This is a genomic window from Stenotrophomonas sp. P5_B8 (genome assembly GCF_054049855.1).
The window spans coordinates 1-1464 of record NZ_JBFULO010000655.1; the positions used below are offsets into that span (position 1 = coordinate 1).

The 1464-nt window shown below is 69.1% G+C and carries 1 protein-coding gene; it reads right to left on the bottom strand.

Annotated features, from left to right (window positions below; all coding sequences use genetic code 11):
• Window positions 1-1338: Hsp70 family protein (locus ACXJKH_RS20405; protein ID WP_457322096.1), on the bottom strand; the 1338-nt coding region annotated here is incomplete at its 3' end.
• Window positions 1339-1464: the final 126 nt, after the last annotated feature.

The window sequence follows — 1464 nt, forward strand, 5'->3', positions numbered from 1 at the left end:
CGCCAACCCATGCACCACGCCGAAGGACGGATTGCCACGCACCAGCGTCGCGCCCGGGAATGCAGCGGCCACCGCATCCTGCAGATAACCGGCGCGCGACATCCCGCCGGTGAGGAACACCGCCGCCGGATCGTGGCCGATGTCGGCACGGACCTGCTCCAGCAGCGTCCGCAGTTCGCCCAGGTAGTTGCCCGCAGAGGCTTCCAGGCGTGCGCGCTCCACCTGCACGGCCATGCCGCGCTCGATGAAATCCAGCGCACTGTCGTGCGCGGCGGTGCTGCTCAGCGCGATCTTGCAGCGTTCCACCTCGCGGTACAGGCGCGCCGTGTTGCCGGTGTCCTGCAGCGCCTGCATGCGCTTGCCCCACGGCTGCTCGGCGTCGCGGTAGCTGTGCTGGCGGAAATCGCGTTGCCGGGTCATGTCCTGCACCATCGCCGCCTCCACGTAGTGGTGGGCGGGGATACGGCTCACGCCGCGACCGAACAGCGGCATGTATGCGCCCAGACTCAGGGCCAGGTCGATATCGGTACCGCCGCGCGCGATGCCCCAGGCGCGATGGATCTTCGGTGCCTGCGTGCCGCCCACGCGCGCATGCGCGATGTCGGTGGTGCCGCCGCCGATGTCGACCACGATCGCCTCGTGTTCCTGCGTGCTTTCGGCGTGGTAATGCATCGCCGCCGCCGCCGGTTCCTCGAGGAAATCGACGTCGTCGAAACCGGCGGCGATCGCCGCGGTGTGCAGGATCTCCAGCGCCTGGTCGTTGCCGGCTGCGCCGATCGAACTGCGGAACTGCACCGGCCGGCCCAGCGTGGCCGTGCGTACCGGCCGGTCGAGCTGGCGTGACGCGGTCAGGCGGATGTGTTCGAGGATGTGGGTGGCGATGCCGGTGATGGTCTGGCGCGCGCGCGGATGCAGGTTGTAGCCGAGCATCGATTTGGGGCTCTGCACCAGGTTGCCTTCGTTCTCTTCGAAGTAGGCTTCCAGCGCATCGTCGCCGTAGACGGCGTTCTGCAGCAGCTTGGTGGAGGTGAGCGGGGCGCGCATCTGCTCTTCCATCCACTGCCGGCGCACCACGCGCAGGGCTTCGCGGCGCAGCGCATCGGGCGCGCGCTCCTGGCCGGCGGCACGCGCATCGCGTGCGGCCGCGTCGATCAGGCGGGCCAGCTCGTGCTCCAGCGCCGGGGTCAGCTCGAAATCGTTCGGGTCGCGCATCACCTCCGGGAAATACACCGTGGTGCGGAACTGCTCGGCCTGGCCGAACTGGATCGGCACCACCCTGCCGTCCACCACCGCAGCGGCGGCGGAGTTGCTGGTGCCAAAGTCGATGCCGATTTTCATGCAGGCCGGGCCGGAGGTCAGGGGGCGCGCACTTTGCGGCAAGCGGGCCAGCGGTGCAAGGGCCGGGGGGCCGGGCGGTTACAATAGGGGTTGTTCAGTTTACGAAGGCCTCACCATGTCCACCGC